Origin of the sequence: Streptomyces sp. NPDC048612 (assembly GCF_043199295.1) — a bacterium.
Lineage (GTDB): Bacteria > Actinomycetota > Actinomycetes > Streptomycetales > Streptomycetaceae > Streptomyces.
Genome location: NZ_JBICVV010000025.1, coordinates 107654 through 122251, shown reverse-complemented (window position 1 = coordinate 122251; position 14598 = coordinate 107654). Strand labels below are relative to the sequence as shown.

At 72.3% G+C, this 14598-nt stretch carries 10 protein-coding genes and 1 riboswitch; of the genes, 2 read left to right on the top strand and 8 right to left on the bottom strand.

Going from position 1 to position 14598, the window contains the following annotated elements; genetic code table 11:
- Window positions 1-49: 49 nt before the first annotated feature.
- Genes ACGFN2_RS30085 through ACGFN2_RS30075 form a run of 3 tightly spaced genes read right to left on the bottom strand, consistent with a single transcriptional unit; the run spans window position 50 to window position 4859 of the window.
- Window positions 50-1240: a nucleotide pyrophosphatase/phosphodiesterase family protein gene (locus tag ACGFN2_RS30085; protein ID WP_362605224.1), complete on the bottom strand. Its 1191-nt coding sequence runs from the start codon at window positions 1238-1240 to the stop codon at window positions 50-52.
- Window positions 1240-1830 carry a DUF5998 family protein gene (locus ACGFN2_RS30080; RefSeq protein WP_362605226.1) on the bottom strand — a complete coding sequence of 197 codons (591 nt, stop codon included), beginning with the start codon at window positions 1828-1830 and terminating at the stop codon, window positions 1240-1242. The genes ACGFN2_RS30085 and ACGFN2_RS30080 overlap by 1 nt, the downstream gene beginning before the upstream one ends.
- 38 nt (window positions 1831-1868) lie before the next feature.
- On the bottom strand, window positions 1869-4859 hold the full coding sequence (locus ACGFN2_RS30075) for a GNAT family N-acetyltransferase (protein ID WP_393365687.1): 2991 nt from the start codon (window positions 4857-4859) through the stop codon (window positions 1869-1871).
- 208 nt (window positions 4860-5067) lie between these two features.
- On the opposite strand from ACGFN2_RS30075, the gene ACGFN2_RS30070 reads away from it, so the two are divergent.
- The gene (locus ACGFN2_RS30070) at window positions 5068-5349 is read left to right on the top strand and encodes an HPr family phosphocarrier protein (RefSeq protein WP_026170334.1); all 282 of its coding nucleotides are present in this window, start codon (window positions 5068-5070) and stop codon (window positions 5347-5349) included.
- Between the two features lie 368 nt (window positions 5350-5717).
- Here ACGFN2_RS30070 and ACGFN2_RS30065 read toward each other — a convergent pair whose 3' ends face one another.
- From ACGFN2_RS30065 to ACGFN2_RS30050, 4 genes are all read right to left on the bottom strand, one after another.
- On the bottom strand, window positions 5718-6407 hold the full coding sequence (locus ACGFN2_RS30065; protein ID WP_362605230.1) for a GntR family transcriptional regulator: 690 nt from the start codon (window positions 6405-6407) through the stop codon (window positions 5718-5720).
- 263 nt (window positions 6408-6670) lie between these two features.
- Window positions 6671-7471 carry a M23 family metallopeptidase gene (locus tag ACGFN2_RS30060; protein WP_362605232.1) on the bottom strand — a complete coding sequence of 267 codons (801 nt, stop codon included), beginning with the start codon at window positions 7469-7471 and terminating at the stop codon, window positions 6671-6673.
- Between the two features lie 12 nt (window positions 7472-7483).
- Window positions 7484-7639, bottom strand: a riboswitch (cyclic di-AMP (ydaO/yuaA leader).
- Between the two features lie 225 nt (window positions 7640-7864).
- Window positions 7865-9247 carry a pitrilysin family protein gene (locus ACGFN2_RS30055; RefSeq protein ID WP_362605380.1) on the bottom strand — a complete coding sequence of 461 codons (1383 nt, stop codon included), beginning with the start codon at window positions 9245-9247 and terminating at the stop codon, window positions 7865-7867.
- 38 nt (window positions 9248-9285) lie between these two features.
- Window positions 9286-10626, bottom strand: a complete 1341-nt coding sequence (locus tag ACGFN2_RS30050) for a M16 family metallopeptidase (protein ID WP_393365710.1) — start codon at window positions 10624-10626, stop codon at window positions 9286-9288.
- Between the two features lie 298 nt (window positions 10627-10924).
- Here ACGFN2_RS30050 and ACGFN2_RS30045 point away from each other — a divergent pair, with 298 nt between their 5' ends.
- A complete protein-coding gene (locus ACGFN2_RS30045) occupies window positions 10925-13372 on the top strand; it encodes a DNA topoisomerase (ATP-hydrolyzing) subunit A (RefSeq protein ID WP_393365684.1) in 2448 nt (815 codons plus the stop codon).
- 62 nt (window positions 13373-13434) lie between these two features.
- Here ACGFN2_RS30045 and ACGFN2_RS30040 read toward each other — a convergent pair whose 3' ends face one another.
- Window positions 13435-14577, bottom strand: a complete 1143-nt coding sequence (locus ACGFN2_RS30040; RefSeq protein ID WP_393365682.1) for a CobW family GTP-binding protein — start codon at window positions 14575-14577, stop codon at window positions 13435-13437.
- Window positions 14578-14598 lie beyond the last annotated feature (21 nt).

The window sequence follows — 14598 nt, the reverse complement described above, 5'->3', positions numbered from 1 at the left end:
CTTTCGGGCTCGTGGGGGGGGAGTGCGTGCGGGCTGGTGACCGTACAGGTCAGGTGCGGACTTCCAGAAGCGGCACCAGCTGTTCCACCGGGGTCATGGAGCCGTGCATCCCGACCATCTCCGACTCCCGGGGCTCCCGTTCGGTCGCGATGATCACCATGTCGTCGTGGGCGGCCGCCACCACGTCGCCGATGCGGGCACGCACCCGGTCGTCGACGTGCGGGCCGAACCACCCGGCGGCGATGGCCTCGTCGCGGCTCGCCACCCACATCTGCTCACCGACCACCTCGCGCCACACGGCGAGCACATCGGCGGCCGCGCCCTGGTGGGCGTACACATGCCGGGCCCGGCCCTCGCCGCCCAACAGGCGTACGCCGGCGCGCAGTTCCCAGTCCTCGTCGAAGTCGATCCGGGACTCGGGGCCGAAGGGGATGTCGATCATGCCGTGGTCGGCGGTGACATAGAGGGCGCTGCGCGGCGGCAGCTGCTCGGCGAGCCGCTGCGCGAGCCGGTCGACGTACATCAACTGGCCGCGCCAGGCGTCGGAGTCGACGCCGTAGCGGTGCCCCTTGCCGTCGACCTCGGAGTAGTACGTGTAGACCAGCGAGCGGTCGCCGGCGGCGAGCTGCTCGGCGGCGAGGTCCATCCGCTCCTCACCGGACAGCCGGCCGTGGAAGGTGCCGCCGCTGAGGGCGACCTTGGTGAGCGGGGTGTGCTGGAAGTTGGGTGCGGAGACCTGGCAGGTGTGGATGCCGGCGGCGTCCGCGCGCTGGAAGACCGTCGGATAGGGCTGCCAGGCATGGGGGTCGGTCCAGGGGGACCAGCGCAGCTGGTTCATCAGGGCGCCGGTCGCCGGGTCCTCGCAGGTGTAGCCGGGCAGGCCGTGGGCGCCCGGCGGCAGTCCGGTGCCGACCGAGGCGAGGGAGGTGGCGGTGGTGGAGGGGAAGCCCGCGGTGAGGGGGCGGCCGCTGCCGTTGAACGACGTGCCCAGGATCGAGGTGAGGAACGGCGCCTCCTCCGGGTGCGCGCGCAGCAGCTCCCAGCCGAGGCCGTCGATCAGGAAGACACAGGCCCGGTCTGCGGGGGCCAGCTCCATGGGAGCGGTGACGTCGGGTATGCCCAGCCCGGCGGCGAGGGTGGGCAGCAGGTCGGCGAGGGAGGCGGTGCCGTAGCGGGGTACCGGGGCGCCGAGCGGGTCGAGCGGTTCGGGTTCCGGCCAGGCGGGGGCGGCGTGGACCATCAGCGGGTGGGGGTGGCCGCGGTGGCCTCGGAGAGCGCCTGGGCGAAGGCGAGCGTCTCGCGCACCGAGTCCGGCCCGTCGCCGGCCTCGCTGACGCGCAGCGAGAGGTCGTCGGCGGTGGAGGAGCCCGTGTAGCCGTGGTCCGCCTCGCAGTTGGGGTCGCCGCAGGCGGCGGGCTCCAGGTCCAGGCGGGCGACCGCGCCCCAGCCGATGGTCAGCACCACCTCGCGGGGCAGCTGGCCCGGGGTGTACGACTCCGGGTTGGCGACCACCCGGCTGAGCACCACGGAGGAGATCCGGCCCAGCTTGACGGACTCGGTGGAGGTGGTGGCGTACGGGGACGGGGAGGTGGCGTCAGCGGCCTGCTCGTCGGTGTGGCTGACGATGAAGCGGGTGCCGGTCAGCACGAGGACCGTGACATGGCGGCGGACCTCGTTGGCGTCGAAGGTCGTCTCTTGATGGACGAGGTACGACACCACCGGCTCACCGCCGACCGCGGCCTGCACCGCCTCGGCCACGAGCGTCGGGTAATAACCGCTGCGCTCGATCGCCGCGCGCAGCCCCTGGGTCGTCGTACCGGTCTTAGCCATGGAGTCCATCTTACGGGGCGTACCGGGCCGCGAGAGCCTCAGTAGACGGGCAGCCGGCGGGGGCCGAGGTCGGTGGTGGCGGGCGGGCGGGCCAGCCGGACGGTGGCGCCCAGGACGGAGAGGCCCTGGGCGGCGACGACGACCGGTTCGAGGTCCACGCCGACGACCTCGGGGTGGTCGTCGACGAGCCGGGAGACGCGCAGCAGCAGCTCCCCGAGGGCGGCGGTGTCCACGGGCTGGGAGCCGCGCCAGCCGAACAGCAGGGGGGCGGCGCGGATCGAGCGGATCTGCTCGGCGACCTCGCGGTCGGTGGCGGGGATGAGGCGGTGGGCGATGTCGCCGAGCAGCTGGGAGGGCGCCCCGGCCAGGCCGAAGGAGAGGACGGCGCCGGCGGCGGGGTCGATGGCGGCGCGGACGACCGTGTCCACGCCGCGCGGCACCATGGACTGGACGACCGGGCGCAGTTCCTCCGGGGAGCCGAGGTAGTCGGTCAATTCGGCGTAGGTGCGGCGGAGTTCGGCCTCGCCGGCGATGTCCAGGCGGACGCCGCCGAGGTCGGGGCGGTGGCGCAGGTGGGGTGCGGTGGTCTTGAGGGCGACCGGGTAGCCGAGGCGGGCGGCGGCGCGGACGGCGGTGTCCGGGTCGGGCGCCGGGAGGACGGGGCGGGTGTGGATGCCGTAACGGGCGAGCAGGGCCTCGGCGTCCTGGGGTGGCACCGGGACGGAGCGGCCGGTGGGAGCGTCGGGGGTGAGCCGGTCCAGGAGGCGCTCGATGTCGGCGCCGGCGGAGGCCTCCTGGATGTCGTCGTACTCGGGCACCCGGCCCGGGTCGGCGGCCTCCCGGCGCCAGGCGGCGTAGCGGACGGCCTCGGCGAGCGAGCGGACGGCGCGCTCGGCCGCGGGGTAGGCGGGGATGCGGAGGGGCTGACGGCGGGGGCGGCGCGGGGGGTCCGCCTCGGCGTCGCGGGCCGGGGTCGCCTGGCGGGCGGCGAGGGTGGGCGGCGGACCGGTGGGGGCCGGGGGGCGCAGGAGGTGGGACGGGGCGGGTGGGGTCCGTGGGGGCGCCGGGGCCGGGTCCACGGGGTGGGGCGGCGGCTCGGTCGGGGCGGGGGCCGCGGACCCGTCCGGCCGTGCGGGGGCCGGCCCCGCTGCCGCGAGGCTCTCCGCCAAGTCGTCCATCGCGAGGTGGACGACCGTGACCGGCTTCTCCGGGTGGGCGGTCGCCGCAGTGCGCAGGGCGTCGGCGAGTGCGGCGCCCTCGCTGCCGCCCGGGGAGACGGCGGCCCCCTCCCCCACCCACGGGATGGCCGTGACGACCACGGCGTCGCAGCCGTCGGCGGACAGCGCCTCGGCGAGTGCGTCCCGGAAGTCGTCCGGGGTCGCGGCGGAGGCCAGGACCCGGGGGCGCTGCGGGCGCAGCCCCTCGGTCAGGCAGGCGTCGTAGGCCAGCAGCGCCAGCGACTCGGAGTTGCCGAGGATGGCGATCCGCGGGCCGGCCGGCAGCGGCTGGGAGGACAGCAGCAGCCCGGCGTCGATCAGTTCGGTGACGGTGTCGACGCGGATCACGCCGGCCTGGCGCATCAGGGCGGCGACGGTGCTGTCGGGCACCCGGACGGTGGGCACGGCGTGGCCGGGCGGTGCGGTGCCGTTGTGGCGGGCGCCCTTGGCGACCACCACCGGTTTGACGGCGGCGGTGCGGCGGGCGAGCCGGGCGAACTTGCGGGGGTTGCCGATGGACTCCAGGTAGAGGATCACGACATCGGTGTCCGGGTCCTCGTACCAGTACTGGAGCAGGTCGTTGCCGGAGACGTCGGCGCGGTTGCCGGCCGAGACGAAGGCGGAGATGCCGGCGATGCCGCCGTCCCCGGGGCCCCGTGCGTGCAGTCCGCTGAGCAGGGCGATGCCGATGGCGCCGGACTGGGTGAACAGTCCGATGTGGCCGGCGCCGGGCATCTGCGGGGCCAGGGAGGCGTTGAGCCGGACGCCGGGGGCGGTGTTGATCAGGCCGAAGGCATTGGGGCCGATCAGCCGCATGCCGTACGAGCGGGCCTGGCGGAGCAGGGCGCGCTGGCGCTCCCTGCCGTCCGGGCCCGCTTCGGCGTAGCCGGAGGAGAGGACCAGGACGCCCTGGACGCCGTGCTCGCCGCAGTCGCGGATCGCGTCGGGGACGCGGTCCGCGGGGACGGCGATGACGGCGAGGTCGACCGGGTCGGTGATCTCCCGCAGGGTGCGTACGGCCGGTACGCCTTCGGGGTCCAGCTGCCGCAGGTCTTCGGGGAAGGCGTGGTTGACGGCGTGCACCCGGCCGGTGAAGCCGGAGTCCAGGAGGCTGCGCAGGGCGGTGCGGCCGACGCCGCCGGGGGTCCGGCCGGTGCCGATGACGGCGACCGAGCCCGGCGCGAGCAGCCGTTGTACGGAGCGGGCCTCGGCGCGCTGCTCACGGCCGCGCATCACGGCCATGGACTGCTCGGTCGGCTCCAGGTCGAACTCGAGGCGGACCACGCCGTCCTCGAAGGTGCGCTTGTGGGTGTAGCCGGCGTCCGTGAACACCTTGATCATCTTGGAGTTCGCGGGGAGCACTTCGGCGGCGAACCGGCGGATGCCCCGTTCGCGGGCGACGGCCGCGATGTGTTCCAGGAGGGCGGAGGCGACTCCGCGGCCCTGGTGGGCGTCCTGGACCAGGAAGGCGACCTCGGCCTGGTCGTCCTCGGGGTTCTTGGCGGGCAGGCCCTGGTCGTCGATCCGGTCGTAGCGGACGGTGGCGATGAACTCGCCGCCGACCGTGGCGGCCAGACCGACGCGGTCGATGTAGTCGTGGTGGGTGAAGCGGCGCACATCGCGGGCGGACAGGCGCGGGTAGGGCGCGAAGAAGCGGTAGTACTTCGACTCGTCCGAGACCTGCTCGTAGAAGGAGACCAGCCGCTCGGCGTCGTCGGGCGTGATGGGGCGAATCCGTGCCGTGCCGCCGTCGCGCAGCACCACGTCGGCTTCCCAGTGGGTCGGGTACGCGTGCTCCGGCGGCGTCTGCATGCGGACAGCGTACGACCGGCCACCGACAACCGACCCGGCGCGCGTACGCTCGGGGTGCGGGGCCGGCCGGGACACCGGAGGACGTACGACCTGCCGGGCCTCCCCTGGGTCCCCACGCCGCACGGGCCGGGCCGAAGCGCCGGTGGACCACTTCCGGCAGCGTGAGAGACTGGTCTAGACAACTGTCACGACTTTGAAGGGCAACACCATGGCAGAGCGCCGCGTCAATGTCGGTTGGGCCGAGGGCCTGCACGCCCGCCCCGCGTCGATCTTCGTCCGTGCGGCCACCGCCTCGGGCGTCCCGATGACGATCGCCAAGGCCGATGGCAACCCCGTCAACGCGGCCTCCATGCTCGCGGTCCTCGGCCTGGGCGCCCAGGGCGGCGAGGAGATCGTGCTGGCCTCCGACGCCGAGGGCGCCGAGGCGGCGCTCGACCGTCTGGCCAAGCTCGTCGCCGAGGGCCTCGAGGAGCTCCCGGAGACCGTCTGAGACCGGCGGCACTCCTGCCGCATGCGACGGCCCCGCCGTGGCGACCGATCGGTTGCCACGGCGGGGCCGTTTCGCGTGGTGGCACCTGGAGCGCGCGGCGGACGACGGTCCGCCGTTCACGGCGGGTCGGTGCAGGCGCCCCGCATACGGACGCCAAATGCGCATTCCGCGAAGAGGCACACGGAATTTCCCGGGGCGAGCGCCCTCCGGAATCCGCCGGGAAATGCGCACACCCATAAGCGCGCACGGCACCGGCACAAAGAGGCATCGAATTCCGCGACACGGAGCAGAAAGGCGCCTTCACACACCTCCGCCGCCCGTTCCACACCCCTGCGCTTCTTTGTGATTCTTTGTATACGGGGCGATTGTTAAGGGCGGACGCGTGCCGTGTTGACGGGCGGTTTCGTCTCCCTCACCCCGGTCCCGGCGGGGCGCCGCAGCCGGTGCACCGGAAGCGAGCGTTCGACATGAGCCGCCATCAGGGCGCGCGCCCGCTCCGCGTCTCCCCGGGCCACCGCGTCCAGCACCGCGCCGTGTTCGTCCCAGGACTCGCCGGCCCGGGGCGGCGGTTCCACCGTGTACATCCACTCGATCTTGCGCCGCAGCTGGGTCAGCAGCGCCGTCAGGCTGGGGCTGCCGGTCGCCTGGGCGAGCGTCTCGTGGAACCAGCCGTCCAGTTGGCGCAGATCCGCGGGGGTGCCGTGGCGGGCCCGCTCGCGGCCGAGCCGCACCAGGCCGCGGAGCACCTTGAGGTGGGCCGGACTGCGGCGGGCGGCCGCGCGGGCGGCGCCCAGCGGCTCCAGCAGGGCGCGGATGTCGAGGAGATCGGCGGCCTCCTGCTCGGTCGGCTCGGCGACGCAGGCGCCCGCGTGGTGGCGGGTGGTGACGAAGCCCTCGGACTGGAGGGTGCGCAGTGCCTCACGGACCGGCACCCTGGAGACGCCGTAACGGGCCGCCAGGATCTCCTCGACCAGCCGGCTCCCCGGCGCCAGCGCACCGGAGACGATGTCGTCGCGAATCGCCGTGCACACCGCATGCGCGGAAATATGGCCTCGCATCTTCCGTGCCTCCGCCGTAATCCCCTGGAAACGCCGCCGGTCGGCGGCTTTTCCGTGACCCTATTCGACCGGCACGGCTTTTCCGACGGGCCAGGGTTATTCATGGATATTATTTGGCCGGAAGTCGCGGCCGACCGGCGCTATCCGTACGGACCACCCGGCGCCGGAAACGCCGGAGCCCCGGTCGTGGGACCGGGGCTCGGGAAAGGTGCTCGGCGTGCGGCGCGGGACCCGTAGGGGCGCGGCAGCGGAGGGGCAGGGGGTCAGACGTTGACGCCGTGCCCGCGGAGGTAGGCGACCGGGTCGATGTCCGAGCCGTAGTCGGCGCCCGTGCGGGCCTCGAAGTGCAGGTGCGGGCCGGTGACGTTGCCGGTGGCGCCGGAGAGGCCGATCTGCTCGCCGGGGGTGACCTTCTGGCCGACCGAGACACCGAGCGACGACAGGTGGCCGTACTGGGTGTACGTGCCGTCGTTCATCTTGATCACGATGTTGTTGCCGTACGAGCCGCCCCAGCCGGCCTCGACGACGGTGCCCGAGCCGACCGCGTGGACGCTGGTGCCGGAGGCGGCGTGGAAGTCGATGCCGGTGTGGCTGCCGGAGGACCACAGGCCGCTGGACGCCTTGTAGGCGGTGGAGACGTAGGAGTCGCCGACGGGGGCGACGAAGGCGTTGAGGCGCTTGCGCTCCGCGTCGCGGGCCGCCCGCACCTTGGCCTCGTGGGCGGCCTTGGCCTTCTTCTTCGCGGCCTCGGCGCGCCGCTTGGCCTCGTCGGCCTGCCGCTTGGCGACGGCCTCGGCCTTCGCCTTCGCCGCGGCGACCTCGGCGTCGGCCTGCTGCGCGTCGGCCTGCGCGGCGACCCGGTTGGCCAGCTCGTCACCCAGCACGACGGCCTGCTGGAGTCCGGTGTCGTGGACGCGCGACTCGTCCGTCGCGGCCAGCGCCGGCGAGGCCACGGAGGCAACCACACCGCCGGCCGCGATGGTGGCTATGCCGGCGATGTTGCGGGTCGTCCGGACGGGACGGCTCGTGCGGCGGTGCTTCCCGGTGGCACGGATGAACGCCATGGGCTGGCTTGTCCTTTCCCTCCTTCTCGCCTACCGGGTTAGCTGACGGGTTCGGAGCAGGAAGGTCTCCTACGGCCTCCTCGGAGAGGAGCCCGATTCACCCCACGGGACGTATGGGTCCCCGGCTCCCCTGGCTCGCGCCGTACGGGGACTCGGCGATGACTGCCCGGTGCCACTGTTGTGGCGGACTTGTGACGAACAGCCGGACCGACGCTAAACGGGGCAACTTTCAATCGGCAAACAGAACCGGTTTTTTGTGCGGGATGCCACAAGAACGGGAGCACCGACGGAGATAAACCGGACATACGGCGGCTCCCGTGACACTCGTGCGTCACGGGAGCCGCCTCGTCGACATGTGACCTTCCGTCACACGGCGGGGACCAACGGCGGGGACTAGCCGCCTACGACGGTCACCTCACCGATGCCCAGCCCCTTGACCGGCTCGGCGATCTGTGCTGCGTCGCCCACCAGGACCGTCACCAGCCGGTCCACGGGGAAGGCGTTGACCGCCGCCGCGGTGGCCTCGACCGTGCCGGTCTCCGCGAGGCGGGCGTACAACTGCGCCTGGAAGTCGTCCGGGAGCTGCTGCTCCACCTGGTCGGCGAGGGTGCCCGCGACGGCCGCAGCGGTCTCGTACTTCAGCGGCGCGACCCCGACGAGGTTCTGCACGGCGACATCCCGCTCCTCGTCCGTGAGCCCCTCTGCCGCGAGGGTGCGCAGCACCTTCCACAGGTCCTCGAGCGCCGGGACGGTGGAGCCGGTGTCGACCGAGCCGCTGATGGCGAGCAGCGCGGCGCCCGTGGACCCCTCCGGGGAGGAGGGGGCGGTGGAGCGGAGCACCTGGCCGAAGGCGCGCACCCCGTAGGTGTAGCCCTTCTCCTCCCGCAGCACGCGGTCCAGGCGGGAGGTGAGGGTGCCGCCCAGGCAGTACGTGCCGAGGACCTGGGCCGGCCACACCCGGTCGTGCCGGTCGGCGCCGATACGGCCGATGAGCAGCTGCGTCTGGACGGCGCCGGGGCGGTCGACGATCACCACCCGGCCGGTGTCGTCGGCGACGATCGGAGCGGCCTTCAGCGGCTCGGCCGTGGAGCCGGTCCAGGCGCCGAGGGTGTCGGCGAGCGCCGCGGCGAGGTCGACACCGGTGAAGTCACCGACGATCACGGCGGTGGCCGTGGCGGGCCGTACGTGGGCGTCGTAGAAGGCGCGGACGGCCGCGGCGTCGATACGGGCGACGGTCTCCTCGGTGCCCTGCCGGGGCCGCGACATGCGGGCGGTGGCCGGGAACAGGTCCTTGGACAGCGCCATCGCGGCACGGCGGGCCGGGTTGGCGAGCTCGTGCGGGATCTCGTCGAGGCGGTTGCGGACCAGCCGCTCGACCTCGCTCTCCGGGAAGGCGGGGGCCCGCAGCGCGTCGGCGAGCAGACCGAGCGCACGGGTCAGCCGGGACGCCGGCACCTCGAGGGAGACCCGTACGCCGGGGTGGTCGGCGTGCGCGTCCAGGGTGGCGCCGCAGCGCTCCAGCTCGGCGGCGAACTCCTCCGCGTCATGGGTGTCGGTGCCCTCGGACAGCGCACGCGCCATGATCGTGGCGACGCCGTCCAGGCCCTCGGGTTCGGCGTCCAGCGGCGCGACGAGGTTGATCTCGACGGCGACGACCTGCTGGCCGGGGCGGTGGCTGGTCAGCAGGGTGAGCCCGTTGGGCAGTTGGCTGCGGTCGGGGGCCGGGAAGGCCCACGGCTTGGGCGCGCCCCCCTGGGGCTGCGGGTGGAAGTCCATGGTGCTCACGGGAGAATCGGCGTGGGTGGTGGCGTCGCTCACTGGTGCGCCTCCCCTTCCTCGTCGTCGGCGGCGTCGGTCGGCTCGGTGGGCTCGTAGACGAGCACCGCGCGGTTGTCGGGGCGCAGCCGGGCCTTGGCGACGGCCTGCACCTCCTCGGGGGTGACGTCCAGGACGCGCTGGACGGCGGTCAGCGCGAGCTGCGGGTCGCCGAACAGGACGGCGTAGCGGCACAGTTCGTCGGCGCGGCCGCTGACCGTGGCCAGCCGGTCCAGCCACTCGCGCTCCAGCTGGGCCTGCGCCCGCTCCATCTCCTCCGGGGTCGGCCCCTCGGCGGCGAAGCGCGCCAGCTCCTCGTCGACCGCGCGCTCGATGGCGGGCACCTCGACCCCGCCGGAGGTCTTCACGTCCAGCCAGCCCAGCGAGGGGGCGCCGGCCAGCCGCAGCAGGCCGAAGCCGGCCGCGACGGCGCTGCGGTCCCGGCGCACCAGCCGGTTGTACAGGCGGGAGGACTCGCCGCCGCCCAGGACGGTCAGCGCCAGGTCACCGGCGTCCGCCTCACGGGTGCCGTCGTGCGGCAGGCGGTAGGCCGCCATCAGCGCGCGGGAGGGCACCTCCTCCTCGACGACCTCACGCAGCTCGCCGCCGATGACGTCGGGCAGGGTGCCGTCGCGCGGCGGCTGCTTGCCGTCGTGCGAGGGGATCGAACCGAAGTACTTCTCGATCCAGGCCAGCGTCCGCTCGGGGTCGATGTCGCCGACGACCGACAGGACGGCGTTGTTGGGCGCGTAGTAGGTGCGGAAGAAAGCCCGCGCGTCCTCCAGGGAGGCCGCGTCCAGGTCCGCCATCGACCCGATGGGCGTGTGGTGGTACGGGTGTCCCTCGGGGTACGCCATGGCCGTGAGCTTCTCGAAGGCCGTGCCGTAGGGGACGTTGTCGTAGCGCTGGCGGCGCTCGTTCTTGACGACGTCGCGCTGGTTCTCCAGGGAGTCCTCGTCGAGCGCGGTCAGCAGCGAGCCCATCCGGTCCGCCTCCAGCCAGAGCGCGAGCTCCAGCTCATGGGCGGGCATGGTCTCGAAGTAGTTGGTGCGCTCGAAGCTCGTGGTGCCGTTGAGCGAACCGCCGGCGCCCTGCACCAGCTCGAAGTGGCCGTTGCCCTTCACCTGCGCGGACCCCTGGAACATCAGGTGCTCGAAGAGGTGAGCCAGGCCGGTACGGCCCTTGACCTCGTGGCGGGAGCCGACGTCGTACCACAGGCAGACGGCTGCGACCGGGGTCAGGTGGTCTTCGGAGAGCACCACGCGCAGGCCGTTGGCCAGCCGGTGCTCGGTTGCTGTCAGGCCGCCGGAGCCGGCTTGTTCTGTGGCCGTGTGACCCATGGGCATGTACGTCCCTTCGATCCGCTTGCGAGGAAGTTCTGTCACTGTATGCAAGCGCGTCGGCATCTGGCGAAGTTCCCCTCCGACCAGGGCCCGAACGTACGCGCACCCGGCCCCTCGGGAGCCGAAGGGGGAGTCGCGGTCGGCGTTGTCAGTGCGGCGGTCCACAATGGTCCGCGTCAGACTCAGACATACTCGCGGGTCGATCCCCAGCTGGTTGACCCGACTGGTTGACCGTTGTTCCGATGTCGCCTCCCCGACCTCGGCAGTAGACGCAGCAGAAGGAGCCGCAGCCGCGATGGCCCGCCGCAGCACGAAGACCCCGCCGCCGGACGACTTCGAGGAGAGGATCCTCGACATCGACGTCGTCGACGAGATGCAGGGTTCCTTCCTCGAGTACGCGTATTCGGTCATCTACTCGCGCGCCCTGCCGGACGCCCGCGACGGCCTCAAGCCCGTGCACCGCCGCATCCTGTACCAGATGAACGAGATGGGGCTGCGCCCCGAGCGCGGCTACGTCAAGTGCGCCCGCGTCGTCGGCGAGGTGATGGGTAAGCTCCACCCGCACGGCGACGCGTCGATCTACGACGCCCTGGTGCGCATGGCACAGCCGTTCTCCATGCGGCTGCCCCTGGTGGACGGCCACGGCAACTTCGGCTCCCTGGGCAATGACGACCCGCCCGCCGCGATGCGGTACACCGAGTGCCGGATGGCCTCCGCGACATCCCTGATGACGGAGTCCATCGACGAGGAGACCGTCGACTTCGCGCCGAACTACGACGGCCAGGAGCAGGAACCGGTCGCCCTCCCCGCCGCGTATCCAAACCTTCTCGTCAACGGCGCCTCCGGTATCGCCGTCGGTATGGCGACGAACATGCCGCCGCACAACCTCGGCGAGGTCATCGCCGCGGCCCGCCATCTGATCAAGCACCCCAACGCCGATCTCGACACGCTGATGCGCTTCGTGCCGGGTCCCGATCTGCCGACGGGCGGCCGGATCGTGGGTCTCGGCGGCGTACGGGACGCGTACGAGAAGGGCCGTGGCACGTTCAAGATCCGCGCGACGGTCACGGTGGAGAACGTCACCGCCCGCCGCAAGGGCCTGGTCGTCACCGAACTCCCCTTCACGGTCGGCCCCGAGAAGGTCATCTCCAAGATCAAGGACCTGGTCGGTTCGAAGAAGCTCCAGGGCATCGCGGACGTCAAGGACCTCACCGACCGCGAGCACGGCCTGCGGCTGGTGATCGAGGTCAAGAACGGCTTCAACCCCGAGGCCGTATTGGAGCAGCTCTACAAGCTCACGCCGATGGAGGAGTCCTTCGGCATCAACAACGTCGCGCTGGTGGACGGCCAGCCGCTGACGCTGGGCCTCAAGGAGCTGCTGGAGGTCTACGTCGACCACCGCTTCAACGTGGTGCGCCGGCGCAGCGAGTTCCGGCGGACCAAGCGGCGCGACCGTCTCCACCTGGTCGAGGGCCTGCTGACGGCCCTGGTGGACATCGACGAGGTCATCCGGCTGATCCGCTCCAGCGAGAACAGCGCACAGGCCAAGGAGCGGCTGATCGAGCGCTTCTCGCTGAGCGACATCCAGACGCAGTACATCCTCGACACCCCGCTGCGCCGGCTGACCAAGTTCGACCGTATCGAGCTGGAGTCGGAGCGTGACCGGCTGAAGGACGAGATCGAGAAGCTGACGCAGATCCTGGAGTCGGACAGCGAACTGCGCAAGCTGGTCTCCGGCGAGCTGGCCGCGGTCGCGAAGAAGTACGGCACGGACCGGCGGACGGTGCTGCTGGAGTCGGCGGGCACCTCGGTCGGCGCGGTGCCGCTGGAGGTCTCCGACGACCCGTGCCGGGTGCTGCTCTCCTCTACCGGCCTGCTGGCGCGGACGGTCACCGGGGACATGCCCTTCGATGTCGACGCAAAGCGCGTCAAGCACGATGTGATCGTCTCGGCGGTGCCGGCGACGACCCGCGGCGAGGTGGGGGCGGCGACGTCCCTGGGCCGGCTGTTGCGGATCTCGGTGATCGATCTGCCGCAGCTCCCGGAGACCGCGGCGGCGCCCAGCCTCTCCGGTGGCGCGCAGCTCGCGGAGTTCCTCACCCTGGAGGACGGCGAGGAGCTGGTCTGCCTGACCACGCTGGACGAGTCCTCGCCGGGTCTGGCACTCGGCACGGAACTGGGTGTCGTCAAACGGGTGGTGCCCGACTATCCCTCCCACAAGGAGGAGTTGGAGGTCATCACCCTCAGGGACGGCGACCGCATCGTGGGCGCGGTCGAGCTGCGCACTGGAGAGGAGGATCTGGTCTTCATCACCAACGAGGCGCAGCTGCTGCGCTATCCGGCGTCCCAGGTGCGGCCGCAGGGCCGGCCGGCGGGCGGTATGACGGGCATCAAGCTGGGCGAGGGCGCGAAGGTGATCTCGTTCGCCGCGGTCGATCCGGCCGCCGACGCCATGGTGTTCACGGTCGCCGGCTCGCACGGCACGCTGGACGACTCGGTGGCGACGGCCAAGTTCACCCCGTTCGATCAGTACCCGCGCAAGGGCCGGGCGACCGGCGGGGTGCGCTGCCAGCGCTTCCTGAAGGGCGAGGACTGTCTGACGCAGGCGTGGGCCGGGCCGGCTCCGGTGCGGGCCGCGGACGCCAAGGGCAATCCGGTCGAGCTGCCGGAGGCCGACCCGCGCCGGGACGGCTCGGGAGTGCCGCTGACGAAGCCGGTGGCGACGCTGGCGGGGCCGGTGTAACCGCCGCCGCAGTGGCGAGGTGACCGACGCCGTCGGGCCGGTGGAGAACCGGCCCGGCGGCGTCAGTCGTCCTCCGCCTCCTCGCGGGCCGCCACGTACCGCAGCACGCCCCACATGCTGTTCGGATCGGCTTCCGGCGGTGTGCTCTCCCGGCAGTTCTCCAGCTCCTTGCGCAGGGCCGGCGCGTCGATGCCACTGCCGATCAGGACGAGCTGGGTGCACCGCTCCTCGTCCTTGGGCCACGGGGCGGGGTAGAAGCGCAGGAAGTCACCGACGGCGTGCACCGTGAACTTCTGGCGGCTCTCCGGTACGTCGAAGTGCACGAAGCCCTTGATGCGGTAGAGGCCGGCCGGGCGGCTGTCGAGGAAGTCCATGAGGCGACGCGGGTGCATCGGCTCGGCGGAGGTGAACTCCACGCTCTCGTAGGCGGTGTGGAGGTGGCCCGCGTGGTGGGTGTGGCCGGGGTGGTCGCAGGTACCGGGGTGGTCGCAGGTACCGGGGTGACCGCAGTTGTCGCCGGCGTCGTGGCCGGGCGCCCCGTTCGCCGCAGCCTCGCGCAGCAGGTCCTCGAAGGACAGCTGGCGAACGGCCGCGTCGTGGTCCGCGCCCAGGCCGCGGTCGAAGAACAGCTCGGGATCGACCCGCCCGTAGGCGGTGCAGATCACCGGGCGGCCGGGGGCGAGGCCGGCGAGCGTGTCCATGAGTGACTGCCGCGCCGCGTCGCCGATGCGGTCGGCCTTGTTGAGCACCACGATGTCGGCGATGCCCACGTGCCGGTCCAGTTCGGGATGGCGTGCCCGGGTGTCGTCGAACTCCGCGGCGTCGACGACCTCGATCAGCCCGCCGTAGACGATCCGGTCGTTGTCGCTGGCGAGGATCATCCGGATGAGTTCCTGCGGCTCGGCCAGCCCGCTGGCCTCGATGACGATCACGTCGATCCGGGCGGCGGGGCGGGCCAGCCGCTCCAGGTAGGTGTCCAGCTCGCTGGTGTCGACCGCGCAGCACAGACAGCCGTTGCCGAGCGAGACCATCGAGTCGACCTGCCCGGCGACGGTCATGGCGTCGATCTCGATGCTGCCGAAGTCGTTGACGATCGCACCGATCCGGGTGCCGTCGCTGGTGCCGAGCAGATGGTTGAGAAGGGTGGTCTTGCCCGACCCGAGGAAGCCCGCGAGCACGACGACCGGGATCTGTTGCGTGGCCAAGGGGCCCCTCCATGGTGCGGG